At 62.0% G+C, this 25,539-nt stretch carries 27 protein-coding genes and 1 tRNA gene; 16 read left to right on the top strand and 12 right to left on the bottom strand.

Annotated elements, in window-relative coordinates; translation table 11 throughout:
• Window positions 1–4: 4 nt before the first annotated feature.
• Window positions 5–1,555, bottom strand: a complete 1,551-nt coding sequence (gene metG, locus QMO80_RS02095; protein WP_283198697.1) for a methionine--tRNA ligase — start codon at window positions 1,553–1,555, stop codon at window positions 5–7.
• Between the two features lie 235 nt (window positions 1,556–1,790).
• On the opposite strand from metG, the gene QMO80_RS02090 reads away from it, so the two are divergent.
• Complete coding sequence (locus tag QMO80_RS02090) at window positions 1,791–2,579, top strand: sulfite exporter TauE/SafE family protein (protein WP_283198696.1); 789 nt, start codon at window positions 1,791–1,793, stop codon at window positions 2,577–2,579.
• 10 nt (window positions 2,580–2,589) lie between these two features.
• On the opposite strand, the gene QMO80_RS02085 is transcribed toward QMO80_RS02090, so the two are convergent.
• The 5 genes from QMO80_RS02085 to QMO80_RS02065 all read right to left on the bottom strand — a co-directional run bounded on the left by QMO80_RS02085 (window position 2,590) and on the right by QMO80_RS02065 (window position 7,584).
• On the bottom strand, window positions 2,590–3,615 hold the full coding sequence (locus QMO80_RS02085; protein ID WP_283198695.1) for a DNA polymerase III subunit delta': 1,026 nt from the start codon (window positions 3,613–3,615) through the stop codon (window positions 2,590–2,592).
• A gap of 8 nt (window positions 3,616–3,623) precedes the next feature.
• A complete protein-coding gene (gene tmk, locus QMO80_RS02080; RefSeq protein ID WP_283198694.1) occupies window positions 3,624–4,304 on the bottom strand; it encodes a dTMP kinase in 681 nt (226 codons plus the stop codon).
• 132 nt (window positions 4,305–4,436) lie between these two features.
• Window positions 4,437–5,729 (bottom strand): D-alanyl-D-alanine carboxypeptidase family protein, encoded by a 1,293-nt coding sequence (locus QMO80_RS02075; RefSeq protein ID WP_283198693.1) that lies wholly within the window; start codon window positions 5,727–5,729, stop codon window positions 4,437–4,439.
• A gap of 74 nt (window positions 5,730–5,803) precedes the next feature.
• The gene (locus tag QMO80_RS02070) at window positions 5,804–6,898 is read right to left on the bottom strand and encodes a septal ring lytic transglycosylase RlpA family protein (RefSeq protein ID WP_283198692.1); all 1,095 of its coding nucleotides are present in this window, start codon (window positions 6,896–6,898) and stop codon (window positions 5,804–5,806) included.
• 359 nt (window positions 6,899–7,257) lie between these two features.
• Window positions 7,258–7,584, bottom strand: a complete 327-nt coding sequence (locus tag QMO80_RS02065) for a GYD domain-containing protein (RefSeq protein WP_283198691.1) — start codon at window positions 7,582–7,584, stop codon at window positions 7,258–7,260.
• A gap of 259 nt (window positions 7,585–7,843) precedes the next feature.
• On the opposite strand from QMO80_RS02065, the gene QMO80_RS02060 reads away from it, so the two are divergent.
• A tRNA-Ser gene (locus QMO80_RS02060) sits at window positions 7,844–7,933 on the top strand.
• A 160-nt stretch (window positions 7,934–8,093) separates the two neighbouring features.
• Window positions 8,094–8,744 carry a quinone oxidoreductase gene (locus tag QMO80_RS02055; RefSeq protein WP_283198690.1) on the top strand — a complete coding sequence of 217 codons (651 nt, stop codon included), beginning with the start codon at window positions 8,094–8,096 and terminating at the stop codon, window positions 8,742–8,744.
• Window positions 8,745–9,038: 294 nt separating this feature from the next.
• Here the strand turns inward: QMO80_RS02055 and QMO80_RS02050 are convergent, their stop codons facing one another.
• Window positions 9,039–10,226: a hypothetical protein gene (locus tag QMO80_RS02050; RefSeq protein ID WP_283198689.1), complete on the bottom strand. Its 1,188-nt coding sequence runs from the start codon at window positions 10,224–10,226 to the stop codon at window positions 9,039–9,041.
• A 149-nt stretch (window positions 10,227–10,375) separates the two neighbouring features.
• Between QMO80_RS02050 and QMO80_RS02045 the strand changes: the two genes are divergently transcribed.
• A complete protein-coding gene (locus QMO80_RS02045; RefSeq protein WP_283198688.1) occupies window positions 10,376–10,954 on the top strand; it encodes a hypothetical protein in 579 nt (192 codons plus the stop codon).
• Window positions 10,955–10,996: 42 nt separating this feature from the next.
• On the opposite strand, the gene QMO80_RS02040 is transcribed toward QMO80_RS02045, so the two are convergent.
• Window positions 10,997–12,421, bottom strand: a complete 1,425-nt coding sequence (locus QMO80_RS02040; protein ID WP_283198687.1) for an MFS transporter — start codon at window positions 12,419–12,421, stop codon at window positions 10,997–10,999.
• Window positions 12,422–12,555: 134 nt separating this feature from the next.
• Between QMO80_RS02040 and QMO80_RS02035 the strand changes: the two genes are divergently transcribed.
• Both QMO80_RS02035 and QMO80_RS02030 read left to right on the top strand, forming a co-directional pair.
• Entirely contained in the window at window positions 12,556–13,449 is an 894-nt protein-coding gene (locus tag QMO80_RS02035) for a LysR family transcriptional regulator (protein ID WP_283200089.1), read from the top strand.
• A 118-nt stretch (window positions 13,450–13,567) separates the two neighbouring features.
• A complete protein-coding gene (locus QMO80_RS02030) occupies window positions 13,568–13,792 on the top strand; it encodes an alkylphosphonate utilization protein (RefSeq protein WP_283198686.1) in 225 nt (74 codons plus the stop codon).
• Here QMO80_RS02030 and QMO80_RS02025 read toward each other — a convergent pair.
• The 3 genes from QMO80_RS02025 to QMO80_RS02015 all read right to left on the bottom strand — a co-directional run bounded on the left by QMO80_RS02025 (window position 13,779) and on the right by QMO80_RS02015 (window position 16,223).
• Window positions 13,779–14,621, bottom strand: a complete 843-nt coding sequence (locus QMO80_RS02025) for a transglutaminase family protein (RefSeq protein WP_283198685.1) — start codon at window positions 14,619–14,621, stop codon at window positions 13,779–13,781. The two genes, QMO80_RS02030 and QMO80_RS02025, sit on opposite strands and share 14 nt — an antisense overlap.
• A 108-nt stretch (window positions 14,622–14,729) precedes the next feature.
• Complete coding sequence (locus QMO80_RS02020) at window positions 14,730–15,602, bottom strand: transglutaminase family protein (protein WP_283198684.1); 873 nt, start codon at window positions 15,600–15,602, stop codon at window positions 14,730–14,732.
• A 465-nt stretch (window positions 15,603–16,067) separates the two neighbouring features.
• On the bottom strand, window positions 16,068–16,223 hold the full coding sequence (locus QMO80_RS02015; protein ID WP_003573054.1) for a hypothetical protein: 156 nt from the start codon (window positions 16,221–16,223) through the stop codon (window positions 16,068–16,070).
• Window positions 16,224–16,341: 118 nt separating this feature from the next.
• On the opposite strand from QMO80_RS02015, the gene QMO80_RS02010 reads away from it, so the two are divergent.
• The 5 genes from QMO80_RS02010 (at window position 16,342) to QMO80_RS01990 (ending at window position 19,482) form a co-directional block, all read left to right on the top strand.
• Window positions 16,342–16,671, top strand: a complete 330-nt coding sequence (locus QMO80_RS02010) for a HAMP domain-containing sensor histidine kinase (protein ID WP_283198683.1) — start codon at window positions 16,342–16,344, stop codon at window positions 16,669–16,671.
• Between the two features lie 347 nt (window positions 16,672–17,018).
• Entirely contained in the window at window positions 17,019–18,005 is a 987-nt protein-coding gene (locus tag QMO80_RS02005; protein WP_283198682.1) for a hypothetical protein, read from the top strand.
• 28 nt (window positions 18,006–18,033) lie between these two features.
• Window positions 18,034–18,273, top strand: a complete 240-nt coding sequence (locus QMO80_RS02000; RefSeq protein WP_283198681.1) for a hypothetical protein — start codon at window positions 18,034–18,036, stop codon at window positions 18,271–18,273.
• A 68-nt stretch (window positions 18,274–18,341) separates the two neighbouring features.
• Entirely contained in the window at window positions 18,342–18,803 is a 462-nt protein-coding gene (locus QMO80_RS01995; protein WP_283198680.1) for a hypothetical protein, read from the top strand.
• A 424-nt stretch (window positions 18,804–19,227) separates the two neighbouring features.
• On the top strand, window positions 19,228–19,482 hold the full coding sequence (locus QMO80_RS01990) for a GlsB/YeaQ/YmgE family stress response membrane protein (protein WP_283198679.1): 255 nt from the start codon (window positions 19,228–19,230) through the stop codon (window positions 19,480–19,482).
• A gap of 97 nt (window positions 19,483–19,579) precedes the next feature.
• Here the strand turns inward: QMO80_RS01990 and QMO80_RS01985 are convergent, their stop codons facing one another.
• Window positions 19,580–19,861 carry a hypothetical protein gene (locus QMO80_RS01985; RefSeq protein ID WP_003573046.1) on the bottom strand — a complete coding sequence of 94 codons (282 nt, stop codon included), beginning with the start codon at window positions 19,859–19,861 and terminating at the stop codon, window positions 19,580–19,582.
• A 219-nt stretch (window positions 19,862–20,080) separates the two neighbouring features.
• Between QMO80_RS01985 and QMO80_RS01980 the strand changes: the two genes are divergently transcribed.
• From QMO80_RS01980 to glp, 5 genes are read left to right on the top strand one after another with little or no spacing between them, the layout of a single operon-like run.
• Complete coding sequence (locus QMO80_RS01980; protein ID WP_283198678.1) at window positions 20,081–21,973, top strand: peptidylprolyl isomerase; 1,893 nt, start codon at window positions 20,081–20,083, stop codon at window positions 21,971–21,973.
• Between the two features lie 8 nt (window positions 21,974–21,981).
• Window positions 21,982–22,998 (top strand): anthranilate phosphoribosyltransferase, encoded by a 1,017-nt coding sequence (gene trpD / locus QMO80_RS01975; RefSeq protein ID WP_283198677.1) that lies wholly within the window; start codon window positions 21,982–21,984, stop codon window positions 22,996–22,998.
• Window positions 22,999–23,007: 9 nt separating this feature from the next.
• Window positions 23,008–23,820, top strand: a complete 813-nt coding sequence (gene trpC, locus QMO80_RS01970; RefSeq protein WP_283198676.1) for an indole-3-glycerol phosphate synthase TrpC — start codon at window positions 23,008–23,010, stop codon at window positions 23,818–23,820.
• Window position 23,821: 1 nt separating this feature from the next.
• On the top strand, window positions 23,822–24,319 hold the full coding sequence (moaC, locus tag QMO80_RS01965; RefSeq protein ID WP_283198675.1) for a cyclic pyranopterin monophosphate synthase MoaC: 498 nt from the start codon (window positions 23,822–23,824) through the stop codon (window positions 24,317–24,319).
• Complete coding sequence (gene glp / locus QMO80_RS01960; RefSeq protein WP_283198674.1) at window positions 24,316–25,539, top strand: gephyrin-like molybdotransferase Glp; 1,224 nt, start codon at window positions 24,316–24,318, stop codon at window positions 25,537–25,539. The genes moaC and glp overlap by 4 nt, the downstream gene beginning before the upstream one ends.

Genomic DNA, 25,539 nt, shown 5'->3' with positions numbered 1-25,539 from the left:
GGCCTCAAGCCTCCGGAGCGACGTAGCGCGGGAAGACCGGGGTCGGCGCTTCGAGCGGCGTTCCGGCAACGAGACGGCCGGCTTGCCCGAGAGCGGCGAAGTCGCGTTTGTCTTTCGGTGCCGCGACTAGGTCGAGCAGCTTGCCGGATGATTCCGGCATGAAGGGCTGCAGCAGGATGGCGATCTGGCGCACGACTTCGGCAGTGACATAGAGCACCGTGCCCATCCGCTCCGGATCGGTCTTCTTCAGCGCCCACGGCGCCTGGCCGGCGAAATAACGGTCGGTCTCGGAAACCACCGCGATAATCGAGGCGAGCGCCCGGTGGATCTGCTGCTTGCCCATGTCCTCGCGCGTCGAGGCATGCAGCGCGTCGGCCTGCGCCAGCATCGCCTTGTCGTCATCGGTCAGCGGCCCGCATTCCGGGATCTTGCCGTCACAGTTCTTGACGATCATCGACAGCGAGCGGCTGGCGAGGTTGCCGATGCCGTTGGCGAGGTCGGAATTGATGCGCGTGCCGATCGCCTCTTCGCTGTAGCTGCCGTCCTGGCCGAAGGAAACTTCGCGCAGGAAGAAGTAGCGCACCTGATCGAGACCGAAATGGTTCACCAGATTGACGGGATCGACGACATTGCCGAGCGACTTCGACATCTTCTCGCCCTTGTTGAGCAGGAAGCCGTGGGCAAAGACCCGCTTCGGCAGCGGCAGCTTCGCCGACATCAGGAAGGCCGGCCAGTAGACCGCGTGGAAGCGGATGATGTCCTTGCCGATGATGTGCACATCGGCCGGCCAGTATTTCGCCCGCGGGCCGTTCCTGTCCTCGATATAACCTGTGGCGGTGATGTAGTTGGTCAGCGCGTCGACCCAGACATACATGACATGGGCGGGATCGTTCGGCACCTTGATGCCCCAGTCGAAGGTCGTGCGCGAGACCGAGAGGTCTTTCAGGCCCGACTTGACGAAGGAGATCACCTCGTTGCGGCGCTCGGCCGGACCGATGAAATCGGGGTTCGCCTCGTAATGGGCAAGCAGCTTTTCCTGGTATTCGGAGAGCTTGAAGAAATAGCTCGCCTCTTCCACCCACTCGACCGGCGTGCCCTGCGGCCCGTAGCGCACGCCGTCGGCGCGCAGCTCCGTCTCGTTTTCCTGGTAATAGGCCTCGTCGCGCACCGAATACCAGCCGGCATAGCTGTCCTTGTAGATGTCGCCATTCTCGGCCATCAGGTTCCAGATGTTGCGCGACGTTTCGTGATGACGCTCCTGCGTGGTGCGGATGAAATCATCGTTCGAGGCGTTGAGCAGCGTCGCCATCGCCTGGAATTCGCCGGAGTTGCGGTCGGCAAGCGCCTGCGCGGTAATCCCTTCGGCGCGCGCCGTCTGCTGCATCTTCTGGCCGTGTTCGTCGGTGCCGGTCAGGAAGAACACATCCCTGCCATCCAAGCGCTGGTAGCGCGCCATCGCATCCGTCGCGATCAGCTCATAGGCATGGCCGATATGCGGCTTGCCGTTGGGATAGGAAATCGCGGTGGTGATGTAGAAGGGTGTCTTGTCTGTCATGGCGGCCAATGTCCGGCTAACTCTATAAAAATGGTCAGCCGCTCTTAGCGCATGTCACCGTCAAGCGAAACATCAAGTTTTACCGCCGCCGATGATTTCCGGGACGCGGGCGGCAGTGAACTTGACTCAGCTTCTGCCGCAATCTACCCGTCATGGAGAAGAGGGCGGAGCAGAACGAAGTGTCAGTTTTCATCGATCCGGTTAGTCGTGGCCGCGCGCCGTCGGAGGCGCTTGATTGACGTTCGAGCCCCTCTATTCGCTTTCGGGCCTGTTCGTCGGCGCGCTCGTCGGCATCACCGGTGTTGGCGGCGGTTCGCTGATGACCCCCTTGCTGGTGCTGCTCTTCGGCGTCCATCCCGCAACCGCGGTCGGCACCGATCTTCTCTATGCGGCGATCACCAAGACCGCCGGCACTGCCGTCCACGGCATGCACGGGCGCGTCAACTGGAAGATCGTCGGCAGTCTCGCCATCGGCAGCGTTCCGGCCGCCTTGCTCATGCTGTGGCTGCTGGCAGGCGTCGATCGCAAAAGCATCGGCGTCACCAATACGATCACCACGGCGCTCGGCTGGCTTCTCGTCATGACTGCGATCATGCTGGTGTTCCGAGGCCCGATACTCGAGATGGCACGCCGCGCCATCGGCGACCGCACACCGCCGCAGCCGAGAACCATCCTCGCCCTCACCGTCATTCTCGGATTTCTCCTCGGCGTTCTCGTCACCCTGACCTCGGTCGGTGCGGGCGCCTTGGGGGTGACGATCCTGCTGGTCCTTTATCCCAGGCTCAATGTGCGCGAGATCGTCGGTTCCGATATCGTCCATGCCGTGCCGCTGACCCTGATCGGCGGCACGGGCTACTGGCTGATCGGTGAAATCGACTGGCCGATGCTGTTTGCCCTGCTCATCGGCTCCATCCCCGGCATCATCATCGGCAGCCTGCTGGCGCCGAAGCTGCACGAACGCACCATCCGCATCGTTCTTGCCGCCACACTCGCCGTCGTCGCAGGCAAGCTGCTGACCGGCTGAACACAGCACATTAAAGGCCGGGTTGCTTGATATCGGCGAGAATGCTGATAATCGTCTGTTTGCGATCGAGGTTATAGGCGTCCGAAATAGAGAGCCGCTCGGCGATTTCGGAATAGAGCCGCGCCAGCCGTTCTGCAGCCGTGATCTGCCCCTCGCCTGCCGCCACGCGCGCCCGGTTCATGATGTCGTCGCCGACATGGCTGACGAAGAAATCGAAGATCGTGTCGCTTTCTTTGCCCGAAAGCGCGTCGGCCAGCCGATGCATCGCCTTGCGGGCTGTTGCTCCTTCGGCCGACAGCATCTCGTCATAGGCGGCGATGATCTCGCCGCCGCCGTAGTTCAACAGTTTCAGCGCCTCGCCGACGCTGCCCTTGGCAGCCGAAAGCACCGCCCCGCCCTCGCCTGATATGCCGAGATGGGCAAGCGCCGCCATCAGTGCATCGTCGGCAAGCGGCGCCAGTTTCAGCGGCAGGCAGCGCGAGCGGATCGTCGGCAGCAATCGTCCCGGCGCATGCGAGAGCACCAGGAACAGCGCCCGCTTCGGCGGCTCTTCCAGGATTTTGAGAATGGCGTTGGCCGCATTGCGGTTCATGTCGTCGGCCGGATCGATGATGACGATCCGCCAATTGCCGGTGCCCGAGGTCTGCGAGAAGAATTTGCCGGCGCGGCGAACCTCGTCGACGGTGATCGCCGACTTTACCTTGCCGGTCTTTTCATCCACCGGACGGGCGAGATGCAGGAGATTGTGCGAGGCGCCGGAGGTGATCTGCCGGCTGACGGATGAGGCAGGATCCGGATCGCCGATCGTCTCCGGCGCGGTGGCGGGATCGGGATGCGAGAGCACGTGATTGGCGAAGCGGAAGGCAAGCGTCGCCTTGCCGATGCCCTCAGGCCCTTCTATCAGGATGGCGTGGTGACCCTTGCCGGAGCGGTAGGAGTGCGCAAGGAAGGCCTCTGCCTCCTCATGGCCGAACAGCCTGGTATTTTCCCCCGGCCAGATGGCGCCATCGAGCAGTCCGGGTCTTTCTTCACTCATAGCGGGCTTCACTCATGATGGGCGGCTTCCGGCATGCGCGCACGGCCTGCCGGCGACATGAGCTGGTGGACGATCGCCTGGATCTCAGCGGCGATCGCCTCCTCGCTCTGCATCGCGTTGATCACGTGACAGCGCTCCGGCTCGCGGGTGGCGATATCGAGAAAGGCTTCGCGCCGTTTTTCGTGGGTTTCGAGCCGCTCTTTCTCGAAGCGGTCGGGGGCATCGGCGGCGGCGCGCTTCTGCGCCCGCTCCAGCCCGATCTTGGCGGGGATGTCGAGGATCACGGTGCAATCCGGCATCACGCCGTTGATGGCGATGCGCTGCAGCGTCTCGATGAAATCGGGCTCCAGATTGCCGGTAACGCCTTGGTAGACGCGGGAGGAATCCATGAAGCGGTCGCAGAGCACGATCTTGCCGGCCGCCAGTGCGGGCCGGATCACCTCTTCGACATGGTCGTTGCGCGCCGCCGCAAAGAGAATCGCCTCCATCCGCGTGCCGAAGGCTTCGGCAGCCCCCGACAACAGCACGTGGCGCACGGCCTCGGCACCCGGCGATCCGCCCGGTTCCCGCGTCACCAGCACATCGTGACCTTCGCCCTTCAGTGCCTCGGCGAGGCGGCGGATCTGCGTGGATTTCCCAGCGCCCTCCCCGCCTTCAAACGTAACGAACAATCCCGCACCGGATGACAATGACAACTTCCCGCATTCCAGGCGCCGCACGCGCCTTGCTTCTTCTATCTATCCGAAGACAGCAGGAAGGAAAACCTTTCGCCGCGGCGACATATTCACCTTTCCCGGCAAATTGCATCGCAGCGCCGGCATTCAGCCGGGCGCGGACTTGTCCCAGAGCCAGGAGAAGAACAGCGATTCGCCGAGTTCCAGCATAGCGTCAACAGCCCGGCTGCTGAGCGAACCCTCGCCGACCGCCTGCACGGTATAGAGCGGCACTTCCCTGAGCAGCCGGCTGCCCGCGAAAATCCTGAGCGTACCTGCCTGGGTATCCGGCTGCACCGGCGCCGTCAGCGGCCAGCGATAGATGATGCGCGCCGACAGCCGGTCGGGATTGCTGATCGGAATATAGACGCTGACCGGCGCTTTGGCCACGAGATCAACGGTGCGTGCCGTCCCGCCATAGACGCTGGCGGCGCCGATCACCTCCTTGTCGGCGAAGATCTGCCGGTTCTCGAAGGCCGTCAGCCCCCATTCGAGCACTCGCTTGGCCTCCTCCGTCCGCTCCTTGTCGGAAGCGATGCCGGCAAGCGCCAGAAACAGCCGCCTGCCGTCCCGCTCGACCGAGGCGACGATCGAATAGCCCTCGCCCTCGGTAAAGCCGGTGGCCAGCCCGTCGGCGCCGAGATCGAGCCCGAGCAGCGGATTGCGGTTACGTTGGAAGATCTTGTTCCACTCGAAATCCGGCTGCGCGAAATAGGGATAGAGGTTCGGATAGGACTGCTGCAGGACCGTGGCCAGCGTCACCATCTCGCGCGCCGTCACCTTACTCTTCCCATCCGGAAGCCCGGTGGAATTGCCGAACTCGGCCGTCGCCATGCCGAGTTCACGGGCGCGCCGCGTCATTGACACGGCAAATTGCTGCTCGCTTCCGGCCATGCCTTCGGCAAGGATGATGCAGCTGTCATTGGCGCCCTGGATGGCGATGCCCTTGATCAGATCCTCGACGCGCACGCGCGATTTGAGGCTGGCAAACATCGTTGCAGTCCGCGACGGCGCGCCGCCGGTTCTCCAGGCATATTCGGAAACGGGATATTCGGTATCGAAGGTGATCTGGCCCTTCGTCACCGCATCGAAGACGAGATCCATCGTCATCAGCTTGGCGAGCGAAGCCGGCGAAAAGCCCTGGTCCTCGTTCTTGGCGAGAAGCACGGTGCCGGTGGCGGCCTCGATCATATAGGCCTGCGCCGCTTTGGTGGCGAAACCGGCGGCCCCGCTATCGGCAGCAAGCGCCCCGGTGGTCAACGGCAGGAGGCCCAAAGCAATTCCAGCAAAAGTGCGTAGCGGTTTTGTGTCCGGAATTTCGGCGAAACAAGAATTTAAAGCGGTTCTGCGCTTCGATGAGAAGCGGAACCGCTCTAACAGGCGAAGCACAGGCTTCAGCATCAGGAGTTTCCATAGATCGAGCGGCGTGTCGTCCGGAGGTTAGAGCGAGAGGAAATCCGATGCAATCGCCGCGCTCAGCGCGCGGCGAATTTGGCCTGATGACGCTTGGCCGAGGCAAGGATCGACTCCTGCGTCAGCCCGTCATTGCGCACCATCACCGCATCAAAGGCAAGATTAACGGTCACCGTCTTCACGTCCTCGTTCTGGTAACCGAGCGCGAGCGAGCCCAGCGGCCGTTCATAAGGCATGGGACCGATCTCAGGCAGCACGACCATCTGGCCGAAGGTCTGCGGGGCATTGCTGGCGGACGGTGCCGCCGGCGCCACCAGGACATGAGCGCCCGGAGCAGGAGCAGCTGCCGCATTATAGCGTGCGCTCGGCGTCGAGCCGGCATAGGAGGTCGCCGACATCGGGACGGGCACGTTGGCCGGCGTTTCGTAATCGTCCGAACTCTGCAGCTGGTCGCGGGTGATCTTGCGGCTGTTGGAGGCGACCATCACGCCGGTTGCGATCTGGCCTTCCGGATTGACGCCGGGAATGCGGCTGCCCTTCGGCACGTAAGAGGCCATCAGATAGGGCATGTCGTGGCCGTCCATGCGGGCGCGGCCGACATATTGCACGCGCACCTTACCGGTGCCGCTGTGCTGCAGATCGAGCATATCGGCCGTCTTGTTCGAAAGGTCGATGATGCGGCCTTCGTGATAGGGGCCGCGATCGTTGACGCGCACGATGACCGAAGAACCGCTTTCGAGATTGGTGACACGCGCATAGCTCGGCAGCGGGAATGTCGGATGGGCGGCGGAAAGATGCATCTGATCGTAGACTTCGCCGTTCGCCGTCAGGCGACCATGAAAGGCCGAGCCGTACCAGGAGGCGACGCCGACCTTGTTATAGGCGAAATCTTCCTTCGGATAATACCACTTGCCCTTCACCTCGTAAGGATTGCCGACGATATAACGCCCGCCGCCCTTGGGGATATTGTTGCCGGTGGCGACCCGCGGGCTCGCCTTCACGCCATATTCGGATTCGGAGAAATATTCTTTGCCGTGGGCTTTCTTCTTCGGCACCGCCTGCGTCGTGCCGCACGCTGCAACCGTCGCACACATCGCCGATACCGCCAGCCACCGCGCTGTGGTTGCGAAAGACACCGCCCCGTATCCCAATTTCATATGTCCCACGCCGCTCAAAGATCGTTATGGTTAAGGAACTTTGCCCCATACTGGGCCAATACGCCTTATCCCCGCCCGCCTAACGAGACTTTAATCTTGCGAAGTTCGTGGCAAATTTACGAACGATTTCGCAGCGATAGCGACAATTCTAATGATTATGGTTTATAAATCACTAACGCGAGGCTTGCCACCCTGCCCTGCGGCTGCCGCAAAGAGGCCTGAAATTCCCGTGCCGATGCGGGGCATATGGTAAAGATTCGCCCGCTTCAAAACGCCCGAAAAGCACCATGTTGAAACGCCCAACGCCACGGGATCCGACGGACGCTAAAGCAGGATGATCGTAGTCCAAGCCGGCGCCCCTATGCTGCCGGTGGGCGATACCGAACCGACTTCGCCTTTCCCAAGGCTTCGATCGTATCCTCGATGCTGAGCAGGACAGTGGTTTCCATGGAGCTGATTGCCCCTCCCGCCCCGATAGCAAGCGCGACAGCCGCCATCGAGACGTTATCGGGCGCCTCCCAGAGGTTCCAACCATCATGCTCGCCAAAGGCATACCAGAACCCATGGAGCTTTCCGCCCACCGATTCAATGTAATGACGGGCCGCCTCCCGGCGATCCTCGGGGTTTTCGATCATGCGCGCCCATGTTTCGGGCGTGTAGCTGAAGCGCGTGAGATACATGGCCATGGTTTTTTCCTCCGCCAGAACAATACAGTAAACGCTCAAGCCGGAAGGAACGCCAATCATTTCCAATGCGCGAACGGGCAAAAAACTATGCGCCGGACCTGCAATCGGCGCGGATGCCGACAAATGCTGCCGGGCAAGTTGACGCTGCTACCAAAGCTGCTAAAAAGCCAGCCATCGAGTGATTGGGGCGCAAATCGGTGGGAAACGCCGATTTTTGAAAATCAACCGTTTGGTGATTGTTCAACCCTTTCAATCAGATGGAAGAGTGTCCGAGTGGTTTAAGGAACCGGTCTTGAAAACCGGCGTGCGGGAAACCGTACCGTGGGTTCGAATCCCACCTCTTCCGCCATGCTGCCGGTCGGCAGGATTTTTGCTCCCTCGCTGGATCTCGCAATGACGGTCGATCGGCGGAAATCATCCTGCTTTATGGGGCATTGCCCATCTTGGGATCAAGAGGCTGCTATGCCGCAGCTCAACCCTCCAGTTGATCCGCATTCTCGGTCAGGATTTTGACGAGACATTACAGCGAGACGGTCGCCGCCCTGGTTTTCAAGGGGCTGACGGCCGAATATCTGATCCATCGCTGCGTGCCGGTCGGCAAGGATGACACCGTCCTTTTCCATGCCGCGGCAGGCGGTGTCGGCTCGATCGCCACCCAATGGCTGAAGCATCTCGGCGCCACCGTGATCGGCACAGTCGGCTCGGAGGAAAAGGCCGCAATCGCGCGGGCAAATGGCTGCGACCACGCGATCGTCCATACCAGCGAAGATTTCAAAGCCCGCATTGCCGAGATCACCGGCGGCAAGGGCGTGCACGTCGTCTACGACTCCGTCGGCGCCGATACCTTCGCCAGATCCCTGGATTGCCTGCGCCCGCGCGGCACGCTTGTCAGCTTCGGGGAAGCCTCCGGCCCCGTGCCGCCCTTGAATGTTGCGTCGCTCGGCGCAAAGGGATCGCTGTTCGTCACCCGTCCGTCCATCGCCCACTATACGGCCGACCGCAGCGAGTACGAGGCGGCGGCGAGGAACCTCTTCGCCGCCATCGAGGCCGGTATCGTCAAAGCGCCGAATGTATCGAAATACAGGCTCGGCGAGGCCGCGAAAGCCCATGAAGATATGGAAGCCCGCCGAACGCGCGGATCGATCATCCTCATTCCGTGAGGTCGCGTCATGCCATCTGTATCGGCAACTGAAGACGCCGCACCCGCTCACGAAAGCAGCGAGTAGACCCAGATGCCGATAGAACCCCAGAAGATAACGGGCGCAAGTATCATCCCCGCAATGATGACCTTCGTCACAGCAAAAGCTCCGAAATTTCACTCATCCCGCGAATCTATTGCACCGGCAGAAGGGTTGGTATGGGGTACGAAGTCCGGGATTGATCGGACTTTGGTCTGAGATTCGATTGTTACCGCATATTCCAAATCGGGCCGCCGGCATCGATGGAGCTTGCAGCTATATCTCCGCTCCTTGTGCGCCGGACCAACCGAAAGCGGTCAGCCGCGCGATGAAGCGCTCCTTCTGAGCGTGGCGTTCAAAGATCGAATGCAGGCGGCGGGTGAATTCGGCGGTGTCGCCGTTCTCCGCGGCGATCGTCTTCAAGTCCATGAGGAGACTGGCGGCCCTGTCATAGCCGGGAGCTTTGCGGCGTTCGATCTCGAACTCGATCTCAGGCCAGATGCTATCGCCCTGCTCTATGATCGCGTTTAGCCGCGCGCGGCGAGCACCGGCCTCCTCCGCCTCTTTCCGTTTTCGTTCCGCCGCCAGCCGCTCCTCTTCCTCGCGCTTGCGCATATCGCGAATGGCGCCGGCGCGGGCCTGCAGCTCCGCCATCGTTGGCGCCGGGCTAGCTGAGGAGGCCACGGCGGCAGAGAGGCTACGGGCGCGTTCTCGCAATTCGGTTGCCAAATATGGATCACCCTCGATCAGGCGGGCAAGCATCGTCGTCTTCTCATTGTCGGGCAAGCCGGCTGCGAAGCGCCGGATGGCATCGGATGCCATGGAGCGGTCCGAATCCGTCTCTACCGGGCGTTCGGCGGCCGCGGCAACGAGGTGGGGATCGAGACGGAAAAATTGCGCGAAAGCTTCAAGCTCGTCGGTCATCGGGCCGATCCCAGGCAGGGGTGCCACCGCATCCTGCGCGACAGAGCCCTCCTGGACGGCCATCAGCCAGACCAGATAGAAGAGCCTGAAATCCCCTCGCAGCACATCCGCACGCAACGGCGTCAGCGCCGCGAGCCAGCCCGACCCCTCCTCCCAATCGTCATCCTCAGGCTCCCAATCGTCATCTTCAAACCCCGATTCCTGGCTGCGGATGTCGACGATCAGGTGTTCGCCCGAGGTGGTCAATTCGGCGCACTCGGCCGCGCCGAAAAATTCCTCGATGCGCCGCTGATCGATCAACCGCTTGGGGAAACGGATCATCAGCCGCCGCGTTCCCCAATTGGCGAGATAGAGGTGCATGTCGAACCAGCGTTGCATCAGCTCCGCCGGGTCGCCTTTGAAGTCGCCCCAGTTGTAGGAGTTGGTGAAGCTCGTGGCGGTGATCCGCGCCCGCGTCGATAAATTGCGAAGGGCCTGGCGATCCGCATCGCGAAGCGGGCGATCGATCGCCTGGAACTCGTAGTATTGATATTCGCTCATGATTGTAGTTACCGAGATTTCATTCGTCGAAGGCAAGCTTGCGCGCCGATACCGCCTCGATCGGACCGGATGCGGCACATCGTCAGCTTCGAGGATTCGAAGGGCCCCGGCAAGCGTCATCCCGGAATGGAGATGCGGGCGAACGTGGCATGAGTTCCTCGCAGGCCGCGATAGTCGCCGATTTCTCAAGAGCGTTGGCCGCAGCCGAATTCTCGTTCGGGGATAGACTGATCCATTGCTTATTGCGCGCCATATCCTCGGCCCATATTCTAGGTATCGAACGGTATCCCACGAACCAGGCGGGATGGAAAAGCAAATTACAAAAAGCGAGCAGTGCGATGAAATTGGGCTGGCAGCCACGGAAATGGCTCGAGAAAAAGACCAAGCGGGGTATCCGCGGCTACCCCATCGGTACGATCGCTTACTATGGTCCCGACAACCGCCGCGCCACCAAGGTGGCCGTCAGCATCATCCCGGCGCCGGATGCGGAGTTGACCGATATGCGCCGGTGGTTTGCCGAAACCGGCGATCTCAGAACAGACGACGCCATTATCGCTGAGATCGCGGCATTCCTGCGCGAAAACGACGTGAAATCGGTGGCGGCGATGGATGGAATCTTCGGCTGCCCTCACGAAGAGGGAATCGACTATCCGGTCGGCGAGGCTTGTCCGGCTTGCTCCTATTGGAACGGGCGAAACCGCTTCACAGGTAAGCTTGAGGCAGATTGAATTCCCGACGGCTTGTGCTCGATAGATCCGGTCCAAGCGCGGTCATGCTCCTTCGGAACTGGTTCGGCGACGGTAGGTCCCGACCGCAATGGTGAGCGCGACGGCGATCAATGCCGCTGCGACGCCGAAGGTGATCTGCATGCCTGCATTCACGGCCTCGGGACGTGCCGTAGCGATCTCGGGCGTTGCCGATCCATATGCAAACACGGCCCCCATGACGGATGCGCCGGTAATCAGCCCGAGATTGCGCGACAGGTTGAGCATGCCGGAGATGACGCCGCGCTGGTCGGGCTGCACATCCGCCATGACGGCTGTGTTGTTGGCTGCCTGGAACAGTTGATAGCCTGATGTCAGCATGGCGATACCGGCGATGTAGCCGGCAATTCCGGGCAGTACGGCGAGAGCGATGGAGCCGGCGGCCATGGCGACGAGCCCTGCGGCAACCACGAAGGGCGCGTCCAGGCGATCGACCAGGCGACCGGCCGGGACACCGCTGAGGATGGAGATCGCCGGACCGATCGACATGACGGCTCCAACCAGCGCTTCGCCGAGCCCGAGCGCGCGGGAGAGATAGAAGGGCGCAACCACCAGCGTCGCCATCATCACGGTCGAAACGAGCGCGTTCATCGCCAGGCTGGCGGTGAGCACGCGGTTGCGGAACACCGACAACTCGATCAACGGCGATGCCGTTCTCGCCTCGGTGAAGACGAAGAGACCGGCGCCGAAACCGGCTGTCAGCAGCAGGGCGAGGTTCAGCAGGCCAAAGCTGCCATGTCCGATCGTCATCGCCAGCGCATAAGCCGACAGCGTAAGAGCAAGCAACAGCGTGCCCGCTGTATCGAAGCCCGCCCGCCCCTTCTTCCGTCCGCCGTCGTCCGGCAGAAAGCGATAGGCGAGAACGAAGGTCGCAACGCCGAGCGGCACGTTGACGAGGAAGATCGCCGGCCAGCCGAAACAGGCGATCAGCAGGCCGCCGAGCGACGGCCCAAGAGCGGTGCCGACCGCCGACATCGTTCCAAGCAGCCCCATGGCGCTCCCGGTCCTCGCCCTCGGCACCGTTTCACCGACAAAGGCCATGGTCAGCGCCATCATGATCGCCGCGCCCAGACCCTGCAGCGCGCGCGCTGCAATCATCAGCCACAGCGTCGTCGCAAGGCTGCAGAGGACCGAAGCCAGTGTGGAGAGCAGGATGCCGCTGAGCAGCAGCCGTCGCCGGCCGGTGACATCGCCGAGCCGCCCGACGCTGACGATCAGGGTGGTGATGGCAAGGAGATAGGCGAGCACGATCCACTGCACGTCCTGGAAGAAGGCGTCGAAGCTCCGCGCCAGGCTTGGCAGGCCGACATTGGCGATGCTGGTGCCGAGCGATGGCAGCAGCATGGAGAGGGAAAGGCTGGCGAGTGCCCAGCGGACGGAATAGGTGGGTTCGGCGACGGCCTCGCCTGGCTCTGCAATGATCGGTTTCACCGTAGACTCCGTATTTTCGCTCCCAGGAACGGAGCCGCCGGAAACATAGTCCTCCGACCGACATGGCGGAACGCGCAGCATTTGCATTCTATCCATGCGTTGGACGCCATATGAAGCCGTGTTATATCGGCTGCATGTCGCCACCCGATCTCAACCTGCTCGTCACCCTGGATGTGCTGCTTGCCGAAGGCAGCGTTGCCCGCGCCGCCGATAGGCTACGGCTCAGCCCGTCGGCGATGAGCCGGGCGCTGGCGCGACTGCGCGAAACAACGGGCGATCCGCTGCTGGTGCGCGCCGGCCGCGGCCTCGTCCCCACGCCCCGGGCGCTGCAACTGCGCGAGCGGGTCGGCCGGATCGTCGAGGATGCGCAAGCGGTGCTGCGCCCCGCCGCGGCGCTTGATCTCAAACGCCTGGTGCGGACGTTCACGCTGCGCGCCAGCGAAGGCTTCGCCGAGAGCTTCGGGCCCGATCTCATCGCCCGCCTCGGTGGGCAAGCGCCGGGCGCGCGGCTGCGCTTCGTACAGAAGCCGGATAAGGATAGCGCCCCGTTGCGCGACGGGAGCGTCGACCTGGAAACCGGCGTCGTCGGCGAAACGATGGGACCGGAGGTGCGGGCGCAGGCCTTGTTCCGTGATCGTTTCATCGGCGTCGTGCGCATCGGGCATCCTCTCTGCCAGGGCGAGCTCACGCCCGCCCGATATGCGGCTGGCCGGCACATCGCCGTCTCCCGCCGCGGGCTCGACAAGGGACCGATCGATGAAGCTCTGAATGCGCTCGGGCTCGAACGGCAGATTGCCACGATTGTCGGCGGATTTTCCACGGCGCTGGCGCTCGCCCGCGCTTCGGATCTTATCGCCTGCGTTCCGGAACGGCACACGCAAGCATTGCGCCAGGGAATGCACAGTTTTCCCCTGCCCTTTCCAATCTCTGAAATCACGGTTTCCTTGCTCTGGCATCCGAGGATGGATGCCGATCCGGCCCATCGCTGGCTGCGCGGCTGCGTTCGGGATGCCTGCGCGGCGACGTGATCGACTGGCGAAGCAGCACCGCGGGCAGACGATCGATCCGTTCGTAATAGTTGACTATCCCGTGTCGACGTGATTTCCCGCCGGAGATCATCAGGCGAATTTATCAGGCGGGAACATCATGGCCGACGACATCATCGTAAAGGACAGCAACGGAGGCCAGCTTCACGACGGCGATTCCGTAACGCTGATCAAGGACCTCAAGGTCAAGGGAACCTCGGAGACGCTGAAGCGGGGAACATTGGTCAAGGGCATTCGCCTGACCGACAATCCAGGCGAGATCGAGTGCAACACCAAGCAGGTCAAGGGCCTGGTGTTGAAAACGGAATTCCTCAAGAAGGCATAGGATCGGCCTCAACGGCCCCCTCCTGGGGCACTTCCTCGGTGATCACCTCGAAGCGGGAAAGCACGGCCGGGCCGAAGGCCGTCGACATCGCGACGTCGGTGGCGTCGCGGCCGGTCCCCATCAGGATTCTGCCGATGCGCGGCGTGTTGTGGCGGGCATCGACCGTATGCCAATGGCCGCCGAGAAAGACCTCGAACCAGGCGCTGAAATCCATCGGATTGGGATCGATCGGAACGCCGATATCGCCGAGATAGCCAGTGCAATATCTGGCCGGGATATTCATGCATCGGCACAGCGCGATGGCGAGATGGGCAAAGTCCCGGCAGACGCCTGCCTTGTCGACGAAGCCGCCATGCGCGGTCCGGAGAAGGTCGGCCTTCTGGTAGTCGAAGGTGATGTGGTCGTGGACGAAATCGCAGATCGCCTGGACGCGCGCCCAGCCGAGCGGCGTCGGCGAGAAGGTTGCCCAGGCGAAATCGGCAAGCCTGTCGGTGTCGCAATAGCGGCTGCCGAGCAGGAAGACGAGCACCTCGTCCGGCAGGTCGTTGATCGCGTGCTGGACGGCGTCGTCGGGAACGACGTCGGGTTGGCCGCTGTCGTAAATCTCGAATTCGGTGGAGATCGTCGTTACTCCAGCCGGGGCGACGATCCGGCTGCAGGCATTGCCGAAACCGTCGGTATATTCCCAGGCCTCGATCGGCCGGTCGAATGTCAGAACCTGATCGCTGAGAAGATCGGCGCGGCGCGAAGGATGAATGTTGAGAGCGAGCAGCATCGGCGTCGGCTGTATGCATTCATAGCCCAGATGAAACCCGGCGCGTATTTTCATGGTGGCGTCCTCGCGTCCCGCACAGATGGCGTGACTATGCAACGTCGATCGTCCTGCCCGGTTCCCGCAGCCGCGATTGTCGCCGCCCAAATCTCGGGAAGTCCGACGTCACTTCGTGGTGACGTTGACCTGCACCGTCATGCTGTCGAAATCCGTCCCGTCGCCATCGTAGCTGCCGCTCAACGGGACCGCCTGGCGCGGATCGCGGGCGACGGCGACACGAATAAGATCGCGGTTGCCGACGATCCCGTTGGTCGGATCGAACTCCGCCCAGCCGGCGCCGGGAAGATAAACCTGGCACCATGCATGGGTGGAACCGCCGCCGAGCACGGTGGAGCCGTCCCGGTCGGGAACATAGACATAGCCCGTGACGAACCGCGCCGCGAGGCCGAGGACGCGTGCCGCCTCCATCATCAGCAGCGCGAAATCCCGGCAGGTGCCGGAGCGAAGCTGCAAAGTCTGCAGCGGCGTCTGCGTTCCGTGCTCCATCCGGCGCGCATAGACGAAGCTTTCGCGGATGGCGTAACAGAGCGTCATCAGCATATGCCCGGTCTCCGTCGGACGCCCCTGGCGCACGAACCGGTGCGCCCAGCGTCCAACCTCGTCGTTGGGGTCGGGATAATGGCGCTGCATCGCCGGCGTCAGATCGGCAATCTCGTCCTTGTCGTAGGAGAACGGATAGGTGAGGGCCTGATCGTCCACCTTGAGATCGAGGGCAACCTGGGGCGTATGATCGAGCGTGATCCAGGTTTCGAAGCGAAGCTCGGACGCCGGCCTGGAAATATCGATGAGCGCCACGCAATTGCCGAAAACATCGTGGATCCAGCGCACATGACTTTCCTCAGGATATATCGTCAACGACGCTTCGATCAGCCGCTGGTCGAAACTGTCGCGCGGCCGGAACATCAAGCGATGCTCGCCGAAATCGACATCCCTGACGTAACGATAGGACGTCATGTGGCGGACGGAGAATATCGTCATAGGCCGCCTTTCCTCTGTGTGAGGCGCGCCCTGCCCGCTTCCCGCTTATCCCGATTTCTTGTCATATAAGCACATGCGAAAGATTGTTATTCTGCATTCACCGATCGGCGGCAGAGCCGTCCAACCTAAGAGGATAAAATGCATATCATCTGGGACGTTCTGACGCTTATGCTGACAATCGGCTCGCTCTATGGCGGTCGCGAATATCGGATTATTCGCGCCCGTGCCCGCGCCCAGAACTGGGGCAACTTCTGATCCGATTCCGAAGCCTGATCGTATAGGCTGCTGCCGGAACGGTGGCGGATACGTCGAATGACGTAAAGCCACACGCTTAAGGAAATGCTTCATTAGCAGAGACGGCGTCTATCCGTCCATTCTTCCTGTTATTGCAAGCCCGCCTCACCCCAGGCGGGCTTTTTTTTCGCCGTGATGCTTTTTTCCGCGCCGTACTTCTTGGCGCGCTCCTTATTTCTTGGCGCCTGCGGAAAGCACCCGATGTGTCGCATTGTCCATGGCGTGGCTCGCCTCCTGTCCATCCTTCTTCAACCCGTATGCGGTATTGCCGCAGCCGGAAAGTGTGAGAAGGCAGATGCAGGCGACGGCGATTGCGGCTTTTGACATCAAGTTTCCCCGGATCGATTGGCGATAAGGGAAAGATGATGCATTCCCCGGCAAAATCAATCCACCGGCGCGCCCTGCCGACGAACTGCTGCGGAGCGTCATCGCCAAGGCCGACCGGATGAAGTATACGGTGCGCGGCGGTGCAAGCGTCACGGCTCGCGCACGCGGCGACCGTGTGTGGGTCGACGTCCGTGACACCGGGATCGGCATCGAAGCCGAGCATCTTGGGCATGTCTTCGAAGAGTTCTACCAGGCTCACAATCCAGGCAGCGGCCGTACGCATGGCCTCGGCATCGGCCTTTCGGTCGTGCACCGCCTGTCGCGCTTGCTGGATCATCCGGTGGATGTTCGTTCTCGCCCCGGTCGCGGCAGCCGCTTTCGGCTGGTGCTGCCGGTCGCGAGTCCGTCGAGCTTCAGCTTCATGACGTCAATTCCGAATTCGGACTGAAGGCGATTTGGTGCGGATGGCTTGCCGGCTCCCGGTCGGGCGATCTGCCGATATGAAACGGGACGAATTGCGAAACTTTCGCCACGCAGGCCCGGATAGGTGACCGCTGTGACGGGGTCTAGGTAGCGCATTATGGGGCAACGGAGGATGGAGCAACTGGCCTCCTTCCTTCCGGCATGACTTTCGACACTTCCGTTCCCGCGCGACGCAGTCGACTATTGCGCTGGAGATTCTGGACTGGGCGGTCGCAAAGCGTCCCATCCGAAGGACCCGCCCGGAAAAAGCAACCGTCCCTTCGTCGGACACGACATCAATACACTGAGACGAATTCAGAGCAGAGGCATTAAATGACCAATAGGAAATACTCGTGGGCCGGCAACCTTTCGCGTTTCGTTGGAAGGCCCGTGGCGGTACTGGCTGCACTAGCGCTGCATGCCGGCATAGCCATCGCTCAGCTCGCCGTGCCCGGCACGTCGGTTACGATGACGCCGCCGGAGGGCTTTACGATTGCCGGTGGGTTTACTGGCTTTGAGAATGTCGAAAAGAAGGGCAGCTTCCTCGTCGCAGAGTTTCCTGCGGAAGCCGCCTCACAGCTCTCGGGCCTTTTTGCTGATCAAAGCGGCGCGGCCGCCGCTTTCGCGCAGAAGGGCATAACGGTCGAAAGCCGTGAGGAGATCGACAACGCTGACGGCGACACGATCCCACTCCTGCGCGGAAGCCAGGAAGCGAATGGCGTGACGCTCGAAAAATGGATGGCGCTATACGCGGCTGACAAGGTCGTTATGATCACGTTCCAGATCCCCAAGGACAGCGACCTTGACGAGGACGCGATGAAGGCGGCCTTCGCTTCCGTGAAACTCGCTGGCGCTGCGAGCGAGCCGGAGGGTGATCCGCGGCTTGCTGAACTGCCGTATGAACTCGACATTGTCGAACCGTTTCGCTTGGCGAGCGTCACGAACCATACCGGCGCGCTCCTGACCGTCGGTCCCAAGGACGTCGATCCGGAGGCCACGCAGCCGCAGATCGTCGTAACCTATACGCAAACCGGCGCCCCGGCCGGCGACCTGAAAACCTTTGCCAACATTGTCATGAACGCACTCGGCGACGACGTTACCACCGAAACGCAGGAAGACACCATGTTTGCCGACCTCGACGGCATCGCCAGCCATGGCACTTTTACAGAAAACGGTGTGAAGAAGAACTTTGTTCAGATTGTCGCCCCGACGGGAAGCGGTGCATTTATCGGCTTCATTGGTACCGCCTCGCAAGACAAATACGAAGGCTTGAAGGACGTGATGGAGGAAATCGCCGCGTCGGTAGCGATCAAAGGCTGACGGATCGCACACACCGAGGGAGAGCTGGATGATGAACAAACCTCTCCGCGCAAAGTCGCGCAAACTCCCGTTGATCCGCCTGGTCTTGTTCATGATGATCGGACTGTTGGCTTCAGATCCGCAATATGCCGCGGCCGCGGCTCTCGTTCAATTGTCACCTCTCTTCGCCGGTGAGGATCTGGCGGCAAAGAGCTTTGCAACCAAAGGAATAACCGTCGCTGGGCGCCAAGAAATCGAGACTAGGTTTGCGGGGCTTCTCGAAACCTGATTTGCCCCACCTGCCCGACATATCTCTTTGCGCCTCAAAAGGCGCGGCATCCATAACAGAAGCATCCTATGAAAAATCGGAGAAATATATTGTGGCCGTGGCTGGGTATCCCCTTGTTGATGCTGGGGACACTTGCCGGCTGTTCCGGTTCACAGCGTATGCTCCAGTACGAGACACGTCCGTCGCCTTGGAAGATCTACTACGTTCGCACACATCATCTGTCCGTTGGAACCACCTATCACTATGAAGTGCGCTTCAGGGCGCAGCGTTTCGCAATCCCGAAAGAACTGCTGGGGAGTCCCGGAGACATTGACGAGTTCGAGTCGGTGACCGCGCCCGAGACCGCAATCCATATCGGGGATACGATCACCCTCGTGTTCAGCCATGGCGTTCAAGAAAAGAGTGGCACGCTCTCTTACGGTGGACGGCGTGTTGTCCGGGCACAAGCGATTGATGAAACGAAGGTAAGCCTTCGCGGGCTGGACGGCCGAGGGGCCGCGGTCATTGAGCTGGAAGCGAGCCGGCCCTGAACAGATGATCAGGCGCCGGGGCGCAATGGGCACGGCTTGGCAGCACACCCATAAAGGTCGAACAAGAAGAGTTTCAATTCATGCAAGAATTGCAGCGAGATCTGATGTATTAAATTTTAACTAAATGCCATACTTAACTATTCATTAACAATATACTTGCGCGCCGTCCTCTTCCGCTTATGCTTATGCAAAGGGGAGAAGAACAATGTTTACAAAAAGCCTGATCATGCCGTTGGGATTCGCAATGCTTGCCATTGCCGGCCTGTTGTTCCAGATTGCTTCCTACGCGTTGCACTCCCCCGTGACCATGCTGCAGCCGTAAGTCACATAAGTTGTTGAACCGGCAGGCAATCTCGTAACTGGGAGTGGAACTTCCTTTCGTTTCGTGCATTCTGTGACTCGTTTTGCCAGGAGGGAGATAACCATGGAAAACGCAGGCGTGGGTTGGATTGCAGCCATCATCATCGGTGGCATCGCCGGATGGCTGGCGGAAAAAGCCATGAGCAGCAACATGGGTTTGCTCATGAACATATTGCTCGGCATCGTCGGCGCCATCGTCGCCAACTGGATCCTGGGTCTGTTGCACATCCAGCCGCTGGCCGGTTGGCTGGGTTATCTGATCACCGGCTTCGTCGGTGCCTGCATTCTGATTTTCGTCGGCCGCGCCATACGCCGCTGATTGCCGCTGATGCAGCGGACACAATTCAAAAGCCGGGCGCGCTTCGCGTCCGGCTTTTCTCTTTCCCGACCAGCTTTTCTCTTTCCCGAATTGTCTTTCAGCGGCGGCTCAGCAGGCCGAAAACATAGGCGATGCCTGCCGTCACCGCGAGCGCCATCAGCGGCTCTTCACGAACCTTGTCGCGCAGTTGTTCGGTCATCAGCGACGCCTCGTCGGTAACCGCCGACTTTGCCCCCTGCCCGAGCGCGACCACGCTTTCCGTCAGCCGGGAGAGATCGTTGCGAAGGGCTGCGACCTGCGCCGACAGGTCGTCTGCTGCCATATCAGCCTTGACGCGCGCAGCGGTGGATTCGGCGGAAGCGGTTTTCAATTCAGCCATGGTCTGCTCCTGTTGCATGGGATGCCGCTTCAACGAAATGGCGGCCCGAAAGGTTCCGCCGCAACCGATCTTTTGTTGGCCGCAAAGCCGCCGCGGATAAGCGGCGGGCTTGTGCAGCTTTTCGCGCGACAAACCCTTCATTTCCTGTCGGGTTTGTTTTAAGGAACGTCGAATGTCCGCCCGCGCGCGGCTCAATGATACTGCGAGGTTTGCGTTTCCATGTTCCATATCCTGAGAAGAGCTGCTCAGACCTGGGTTGCCAAGCTGCTCCTGCTTCTCCTCGTCGTCTCCTTCGGCGCCTGGGGCGTGTCGCATCAGCTCTTGTCGGGCGGCAACAGCACCACGGTGGTAACCGTCGGCGATCAGCATGTGGACGTCAACGAATTCCACCTCGCTTATCAGCGCCAGGTGGCAAGCCTCGGCCAGCAGTTCGGCATGCGCCTCACCCCGGAACAGGCCCGCGCCTTCGGCGTCGAGCAGCAGGTGCTCGCCCAGCTCGTCGCCGGCGCCTCGCTCGACCAGCTCGCCGAGGACATGAACCTCGGCCTGTCCGAAGACCGCCTCGCCCAGCTGATCGCCGACGATCCGGCTTTCAAGGCCGTCAACGGCAAGTTCGACCGCGAACTCTTCGTCTCGCGGCTGCGCAATGCCAATATCCGCCAGGACGATTACATCAAGGAGCGCAGCAAGGTGGCCGTCCGCAGCCAGGTCGTCGATGCCATCTCGAACGGCTTCACCGCCCCGAAGACGCTGGTCGACGCGCTGAAGCTCTACGGCAATGAAAGCCGCAGCATCGATTATCTGCTGCTCACCAACGCCAATATCGAGCCGATCAAGGCGCCTGCCGACGACGTGCTGGCGGCGTGGTTCGAGAGCGTCAAGCAGCGCTACCAGGCGCCTGAGTACCGCAAACTCGTCTATCTCTCGCTGCAGCCCGCCGATATCGCCGACGCCGCGACCGTCACCGACGACCAGATCCACGAAGCCTTCGACAAGAGCAAGGATACCTACCGCACGCCGGAAAGCCGCACCATCGAACAGCTGACCTTTGCCAGCAAGGATCTTGCCGCTGCCGCCGAAACCGCGCTGAAGGGCGGCACCAGCTTCGACCAGCTGGTCTCCGACCAGGGCAAGACCGCAAGCGACGTGCTGCTCGGCGAATTCACCAAGGACAAGGTTCCCGACCAGGCCGTTGCCGATGCGGCATTCGCAGTTTCGAAGGACGGCGGCACGACACCTGTCGTCGATGGCTCCTTCGGCTCCGTCATCCTGCGCATCACCAACATCAAGCCGGAAACCACCCGGAATTTCGACGAGGTGAAAGAGGACATCCGCAAGCAGCTGGCGCTTTCCAATGCCTCGCAGGAAGTGATCAACGTTCATGACCGCATCGAGGATCTGCGCGCCGGCGGGGCCACGCTCGAGGATATCGCCGGCCAGCTGAAACTGAAGGCCGTGACCGTCGACGCCGTCGATATGACCGGCGCCGACAAGGACGGCAAAGAGGTCAAGGATATCCCCGTCAAGCAGCAGCTGCTCGGCGAAGCCTTCAAGACCGAGGTCGGCGTCGATGCGCCGCCGCTGCCGATCGGCAATGACGGCTATGTCTGGTTCAACGTCCGCGAAATTACCCCGACCCGCGAGCGCCCGGTCGCCGAGGTCCGCGAAAAGGCGGTCGAGGACTGGACGGCCGAACAGCAGAAGGCCGAACTCGCCAAGAAGGCCGACGCATTGAAGGCCGAAGCCGCCAAGGGCACCGCGCTTGCCGATATCGCAACGCCGCTCGGCATTGCCGTCGAAAGCAAGAGCGGCGTCACCCGCTCCACCGATGATCCGGTGCTTGGCCGCGCCGGCGTCACCGCCGCCTTCTCCGGCCCCATCGATGCGGTTGCGAGTGCTGTCGGCGCCGATCCCTCGACGCAGATCCTGATGAAGGTCACCGAGGTCAACAGCGAGCCGACCAGCGACGCGCTGAACAACCGCGATGCCCAGATCACCGCCATGGCCAATGCCGCCGGCGACGATATTCTCGATCAGATGGTCAACCTGCTGCAGACGCAGTACGGCGCGCAGATCAACCAGACGCTCGCCGAACAGGCGACGCTTCGTTAGGAGGCCTTATGACCGATCTGAAGCCGTTCCTGGCCAAGGCCGCAAGCCGCGAGCCGCTGACGCGTGACGAGGCCCGCGCCGCCTTCGACATTCTGATGTCGGGCCAGGCGACGCCCTCGCAGATCGGCGGCTTCCTGATGGCGCTGCGTGTGCGCGGCGAAACCGTCGACGAGATCGTCGGCGCCGTCACCGCGATGCGCTCGAAGATGCTGACCGTCGAGGCGCCGGCCGATGCGATCGACATCGTCGGCACTGGCGGCGATGCCAGCGGCACCTACAATATCTCGACGCTGGCGGCGCTGATCGTTGCCGGCGCCGGTGTTCCCGTCGCAAAACACGGCAACCGGGCGCTGAGCTCGAAATCGGGCGCGGCGGACAATCTGGCCGCACTCGGCGTCAAGCTCGATGTCGGCCCCGAGATCATTTCCCGCTGCATCACCGAGGCCGGCGTCGGCTTCATGTTCGCCCAGCTTCATCATTCCGCCATGCGCCATGTCGGCCCCTCCCGCGTCGAACTCGGCACCCGCACCATTTTCAACCTGTTGGGCCCCCTTTCCAGTCCGGCCGGCGTCCGCCGCCAGCTGCTCGGCGTCTTCTCGCCGCAATGGCTGGTGCCGCTTGCCGAAGTCATGCGCGATCTGGGTTCCGAATGCGTCTGGGTGGTGCATGGCGACGGCCTCGACGAAATCACCACGACCGGCATCACCCAGGTGGCCGCGCTCGAAGACGGCAAGATCCGCACATTCGTGCTGTCGCCGGCCGATTTCGGCGTCAGCCCTTGCGTGCTCGCAGACATCAAGGGCGGCGACGGTGTTGCCAATGCCGCAGCACTTCGCGAGGTGCTGGGCGGCGCGAAGAACGCCTATCGGGATATTTCGCTCGCCAATTCTGCAGCATCCCTCGTCATCGCCGGCAAGGTCGAAACGATCCGCGACGGCATGACGCTGGCCGCGCAGTCGCTCGATAGCGGCGCCACCGCGCTCGCCCTCGACAAACTCATCGCCGTTTCCAACGATATCGACTAGGATTGCCCGATGACCGATATCCTGAAGAAGATCGAACTTTACAAGCGCGAGGAGATCGCCGCCGCCAAGGCTGCGGTGTCGCTTGCCGACCTGAAGGCGATGCAGGCCGGCCAGTCCGCGCCGCGCGGTTTTTACAAGGCGCTCACGGCCAAGCGTGACGCCGGCCATTTCGGTCTGATCGCCGAGATCAAGAAGGCGAGCCCGTCGAAGGGCCTCATTCGTCCGGATTTCGATCCGCCGGCGCTGGCAAAGGCCTATGAGGCTGGTGGCGCGGCCTGCCTTTCCGTGCTGACCGACACGCCGAGCTTTCAGGGCGCGCCGGAGTTCCTGACGGCGGCACGGGCCGCCTGCGCGCTCCCCGCTTTGCGCAAGGATTTCATGTTCGAGACCTATCAGGTCCATGAGGCGCGCGCCTGGGGAGCCGACTGCATTCTGCTCATCATGGCGTCGCTCACCGATGACGATGCCGAACGGCTGCAGGACGAAGCTTTCTCGCTCGGCATGGACGTGCTGGTCGAGGTCCACGACGCTGACGAGATGGAGCGGGCGCTAAAGCTGTCCTCGCCGCTCATCGGCATCAACAACCGCAACCTCAGGACCTTTGAGGTCAGCCTGACGGTCAGCGAGACGCTTGCTTCCATGGTTCCGGCAGATCGCCTCCTCATAGGCGAAAGCGGCATCTTCACCCATGCCGATTGCAAGCGCCTGCAGGCCGTCGATATCAGCACCTTCCTTGTCGGCGAAAGCCTGATGCGAAAGGACGACGTGACGGCCGCCACCCGCGCGCTGCTCTTCGGCGAAGCCGCCATCGCGGCCGAATGATATGAGCGGCGGAAAGCCCGGCCTCACCCATATCGATGCCTCAGGCGAGGCGCATATGGTCGACGTCTCAGACAAGGCCGAGACGGTGCGCATCGCCACGGCCGAAGGCCATGTGAAGATGGCGCCGGAAACCCTCACGCTGATCCGCCAAGGCAATGCCAAGAAGGGCGATGTGATCGGCACGGCGCGCCTTGCCGGCATCATGGCGGCCAAACGCACCGCCGATCTCATCCCGCTCTGCCATCCGCTGATGCTGACCAAGGTCACCGTCGAGATCGAGGAAGACGCCGCCCTGCCCGGACTGCGCGTCACGGCAACCGCCAAGTTGACCGGCAAGACCGGTGTGGAGATGGAGGCGTTGACCGCCGTCTCGGTTGCTTGCCTCACGATCTACGACATGGCCAAGGCCGCCGACAAGGCAATGGAGATCGGCGGCGTCAGGCTGCTCGAAAAATCCGGCGGCAAGTCGGGCGATTTCCGTCATCCGGAGGCGAGATGAACCTTCTCCCGGTCACCGAGGCTTTAAGCCGCTTGCTTTCTCGCGCAAGGCCAGTCGCGATATCGGAGACGTTGCCGCTCGCCGAGGCCGTAGGCCGCATCTTGGCCGTCGATCTCAAGGCCGGGATAACCCAACCGCCCTTCAACGCGTCGGCCATGGATGGCTATGCGCTGCGCCGCGACGATGCGCCGGAGCCGGGCGCCGTGCTGAAGGTCATCGGCACATCTTCAGCTGGCCATGCCTTTGAAGGAAACGTCGGCAAGGGCGAGACCGTCCGCATCTTCACCGGCGCCCCCGTTCCGTCGGGCGCCGACAGCGTCCTGCTGCAGGAGGATGCCGAGAAGATCGAAGGCGGCATCCGCACCAATTTCCCGGTCCGGCAGGGTCAGCATGTGCGTCCCCGCGGCCAGGATTTTACCGAAGGCGAAGCGGTGCTCTCGGCCGGCACTGTGCTCGATTTCTCGCGGCTGACGGTGGCGGCCGGCATGAACCGGCCCGATGTCGAGATCCTCAAACGCCCGCTGATCGCCATCCTCGCAACCGGCGACGAACTGCTGCCGCCCGGAAGCACGCCCGGCCCTTCACAGATCATCGCCTCCAACACGTTCGGTATCGCAGCCCTTGCCCGTAAAGCCGGCGCCGACGTGCTCGATCTCGGCATCGTGCCGGACGATAAGGCGAGGATCACCGCGGCGATCGACATGGCGCGAGACGCCCAGGCCGATGTCATCGTCACGCTCGGCGGCGCTTCGGTCGGCGACCACGATCTGGTGCAGGCGACGCTGATCGAGGCCGGCATGCAGCTCGATTTCTGGCGCATCGCCATGCGCCCCGGCAAACCGCTGATGGTCGGCAGCTTCGGCGAGACCCATGTACTCGGCCTGCCCGGCAATCCGGTCTCGAGCTTGGTCTGCTCGCTGCTCTTCCTGGAGCCGCTAATCCGCAAACTCGCCTCCCTGCCGCCCGTGCAGCGCGAAGCAATGGTGGAGGCGGCCGTCACGCTACGCGCCAACGACCACCGCCAGGATTATATCAGGGCGAAACTCTCGAAATCCGCCGCCGGAAACTGGCTGACCGAACCCTTCGGCAAGCAGGATTCCTCGATGATGAAGGTGTTTGCCCAAGCCGATTGCCTCATCATCCGCCCGCCGCATGCGCCGGAGCTGCCCGCCGGAGCGCCCTGCCCGGTCATGCTGTTGCGGCCGGATCTTCTGGTATAG

This window comes from Rhizobium sp. BT03, assembly GCF_030053155.1.
Taxonomy (GTDB): domain Bacteria; phylum Pseudomonadota; class Alphaproteobacteria; order Rhizobiales; family Rhizobiaceae; genus Rhizobium.
This window is presented reverse-complemented; position numbering and strand designations above follow the sequence as displayed.

Coding starts and splice junctions, on each gene's coding strand:
- metG (WP_283198697.1), bottom strand. CDS start 1,555: ATGACAGACAAGACACCCTTCTACATCACCACCGCGATTTCCTATCCC.
- QMO80_RS02085 (WP_283198695.1), bottom strand. CDS start 3,615: ATGAGTGAAGAAAGACCCGGACTGCTCGATGGCGCCATCTGGCCGGGG.
- QMO80_RS02075 (WP_283198693.1), bottom strand. CDS start 5,729: ATGCTGAAGCCTGTGCTTCGCCTGTTAGAGCGGTTCCGCTTCTCATCG.
- QMO80_RS02070 (WP_283198692.1), bottom strand. CDS start 6,898: ATGAAATTGGGATACGGGGCGGTGTCTTTCGCAACCACAGCGCGGTGG.
- QMO80_RS02065 (WP_283198691.1), bottom strand. CDS start 7,584: ATGGCCATGTATCTCACGCGCTTCAGCTACACGCCCGAAACATGGGCG.
- QMO80_RS02050 (WP_283198689.1), bottom strand. CDS start 10,226: ATGAGCGAATATCAATACTACGAGTTCCAGGCGATCGATCGCCCGCTT.
- QMO80_RS02045 (WP_283198688.1), top strand. CDS start 10,376: ATGAGTTCCTCGCAGGCCGCGATAGTCGCCGATTTCTCAAGAGCGTTG.
- QMO80_RS02035 (WP_283200089.1), top strand. CDS start 12,556: ATGTCGCCACCCGATCTCAACCTGCTCGTCACCCTGGATGTGCTGCTT.
- QMO80_RS02030 (WP_283198686.1), top strand. CDS start 13,568: ATGGCCGACGACATCATCGTAAAGGACAGCAACGGAGGCCAGCTTCAC.
- QMO80_RS02025 (WP_283198685.1), bottom strand. CDS start 14,621: ATGAAAATACGCGCCGGGTTTCATCTGGGCTATGAATGCATACAGCCG.
- QMO80_RS02020 (WP_283198684.1), bottom strand. CDS start 15,602: ATGACGATATTCTCCGTCCGCCACATGACGTCCTATCGTTACGTCAGG.
- QMO80_RS02015 (WP_003573054.1), bottom strand. CDS start 16,223: ATGTCAAAAGCCGCAATCGCCGTCGCCTGCATCTGCCTTCTCACACTT.
- QMO80_RS02010 (WP_283198683.1), top strand. CDS start 16,342: ATGAAGTATACGGTGCGCGGCGGTGCAAGCGTCACGGCTCGCGCACGC.
- QMO80_RS02005 (WP_283198682.1), top strand. CDS start 17,019: ATGACCAATAGGAAATACTCGTGGGCCGGCAACCTTTCGCGTTTCGTT.
- QMO80_RS02000 (WP_283198681.1), top strand. CDS start 18,034: ATGATGAACAAACCTCTCCGCGCAAAGTCGCGCAAACTCCCGTTGATC.
- QMO80_RS01995 (WP_283198680.1), top strand. CDS start 18,342: ATGAAAAATCGGAGAAATATATTGTGGCCGTGGCTGGGTATCCCCTTG.
- QMO80_RS01990 (WP_283198679.1), top strand. CDS start 19,228: ATGGAAAACGCAGGCGTGGGTTGGATTGCAGCCATCATCATCGGTGGC.
- QMO80_RS01985 (WP_003573046.1), bottom strand. CDS start 19,861: ATGGCTGAATTGAAAACCGCTTCCGCCGAATCCACCGCTGCGCGCGTC.
- QMO80_RS01980 (WP_283198678.1), top strand. CDS start 20,081: ATGTTCCATATCCTGAGAAGAGCTGCTCAGACCTGGGTTGCCAAGCTG.
- trpD (WP_283198677.1), top strand. CDS start 21,982: ATGACCGATCTGAAGCCGTTCCTGGCCAAGGCCGCAAGCCGCGAGCCG.
- trpC (WP_283198676.1), top strand. CDS start 23,008: ATGACCGATATCCTGAAGAAGATCGAACTTTACAAGCGCGAGGAGATC.
- moaC (WP_283198675.1), top strand. CDS start 23,822: ATGAGCGGCGGAAAGCCCGGCCTCACCCATATCGATGCCTCAGGCGAG.
- glp (WP_283198674.1), top strand. CDS start 24,316: ATGAACCTTCTCCCGGTCACCGAGGCTTTAAGCCGCTTGCTTTCTCGC.